Here is a 2,223-nt window from a genome sequence, read left to right on the forward strand (position 1 = left end):
TTCTCGCGCCGCGCGCTGTATCTGCTGCTCGACAACGTCCGCGAGATGCAGGCCGACCACAACCGCGGCCTGCAGGTCGAGGGCATCGTCGTCAACCAGTTCCAGTCGCAGGCGCGGCTGCCGCGCCAGCTGGTCGAGGAACTGCGCGCCGAGGGTCTGCCGGTGCTCGATGCCTTCCTGTCGACCTCGGTCAAGATCCGCGAATCGCACGAACGCGCACTGCCGATGCTGCACCTCGACCCGCGTCACAAGCTCACGCAGGAATTCGAGGCCTTGTACGGCCTGCTGGCGGCCTGAGCTTGCACACGGCGGCCATGGAAGACCTCAAGACCCTGAAGCACACCGGGCGGACGCCCAGCCTCGATCCGCCGGTACTGCAGCGCCTGCGCGAGTTGCACGCGGCACTCGCGCGGCTGCCCGGCGGCCGTGATGTTCACGACGCGCTCGATCCGCTGCTGCGCGGCCTGTCGCCGGACCAGCGCGAGCGCATGCGCGAGCAGATCACCGGGCGCATCTTCAGCCGGCGCTCGTCATCATCACGCGGGCTGTGAGGCCCGAGGCGCGCCGCCCGCAGCCCCGGGTCGGTGCGCCGCGTTCCGCCGGGGCTGCGAACGAGGGGAACACCGTGTCCGATCGCGATCCGTCCGTGCCGGAGCTCGAGCGTTTTGAGCCCGGCCCGCGCTATTCCGAGGCCGTGGCGGCCGGTGGGCTGGTCTTCCTCGCCGGTCAGGTGCCCGAGGACCCGGAGGCCGGCATCACGCAGCAGGCCGCCGAGGTGCTCGCCGCCATCGAGCGGGCGCTGGCGCTGGCCGGCAGCACGCGCGCGCGGCTGGTGTCGGCGACCATCTACCTGCGCGAGATGGCCGACTACGCGGCGTTCAACGCCGTCTGGGATGCGTGGCTCCTGCCGCATCCGGCACCGGCGCGCGCCTGCGTGCAGGCGCTGCTCGCCGATCCGCGCTGGCGCGTCGAGGTGCAGGTGGTTGCGGCGCGCTGAAGCCGCGGGTGGTTCCCCGTTCATTTCCTGCCTTTCGCTGGCATGTTCCGGAGATTGTCGATGCGCTGTCCGTGCCTGATCCTCGCCGCCGCGCTCTGGCTCGGCGGCCCGGTCGCCGTTGCCGATGCACCGGCGCCGGCGCCCGAGGCCGCGAGCGGCTGGACGCCGAAGACGGCCGTGCAGGCGCGCGAGTTCATGGTCGCCGCCGCGCATCCGCTGGCGGTCGAGACCGGTCGCGACGTGATCCGCCGCGGCGGCTCGGCCGCCGATGCCGCGATCGCGATGCAGCTGGTGCTCGGCCTCGTCGAACCGCAGTCCTCCGGGCTCGGCGGCGGCGCCTTCGTGCTGTACTGGGATGCCGCGGCCGGGCAGGTGAAGTCGCTCGACGGCCGCGAGACCGCGCCGATGGAGGCCGACGGCCGGCTGTTCCTCGATGCCGACGGCCAGCCGCTCGCCTTCCTCGATGCCGTGATCGGCGGCCGTTCGGTCGGCGTGCCCGGCACGCCGAAGCTGCTCGCCGAGCTGCACCGGCGCTGGGGCCGGCTGCCGTGGACCGAGCTGTTCGCGCCGGCGATCCGGCTGGCGCGCGAAGGCTTCCCGGTGTCGCCGCGGCTCGCCGGCGCCATCGCCGCGCTCGGCGATGGTGGCAGCTACCGCGACGGCTTCGGCAACGATGCCGCGCGCGAGCTGTTCCTGCACGCCGACGGCACGCCGCTGCGCGCCGGCGAGCGGCTCGTGAATCCGGCCTACGCCGACACGCTGGCGACGCTGGCCGCCGAAGGCGTCGGGCCGTTCTATCAGGGGGCGATCGCCGAGGACATCGTGCGCACGGTCGGCTCGCACGCGGCCAATCCCGGGCGCATGAGCACGGGCGATCTGGCCGCATACACGGTGCGCGAGCGCGTGCCGGTGTGCGCGCCGTACCGGCAGTGGCGGGTGTGCGGCATGGGGCCGCCGAGTTCGGGCGGCGTGACGCTGCTGCAGATGCTCGGCATCCTCGAACGCCTGCCGCCGCCCCCGGCCGGGCAGCCGCCGGCGCTCGCGGCGCTGCACCGCTTCGCCGAGGCCGGGCGGCTCGCCTATGCCGATCGCGAACGCTATCTGGCCGATCCGGACTACGCGCTGGTGCCGGTCGAGGGCCTGCTCGATCCGGATTACCTCGAAGTGCGCGCCGGGCTGTTCGATGCGCAGCGCTCGCTCGGCCGCGCTGCGGCCGGCAGTCCGCC

Annotated in this window: 3 protein-coding genes and 1 pseudogene; all 4 read left to right on the plus strand. The window is 73.5% G+C overall.

Annotated elements, in window-relative coordinates; all coding sequences use genetic code 11:
• Positions 1-297 (plus strand): annotated as a pseudogene (locus PKE44_RS18530) (ParA family protein); the annotation flags it as partial.
• 17 nt (positions 298-314) lie between these two features.
• Complete coding sequence (locus PKE44_RS18535; RefSeq protein ID WP_324554189.1) at positions 315-551, plus strand: hypothetical protein; 237 nt, start codon at positions 315-317, stop codon at positions 549-551.
• A gap of 95 nt (positions 552-646) precedes the next feature.
• Positions 647-997, plus strand: coding sequence for a RidA family protein (locus PKE44_RS18540; protein ID WP_324554193.1), 351 nt, complete (start codon positions 647-649; stop codon positions 995-997).
• A gap of 60 nt (positions 998-1,057) precedes the next feature.
• Positions 1,058-2,223 (plus strand): gamma-glutamyltransferase (locus tag PKE44_RS18545; RefSeq protein WP_324554191.1); only part of this gene is annotated, 1,166 nt, incomplete at its 3' end.

It is taken from the genome of Plasticicumulans sp. (assembly GCF_035331805.1).
Taxonomy (GTDB): Bacteria; Pseudomonadota; Gammaproteobacteria; order Competibacterales; family Competibacteraceae; genus Plasticicumulans.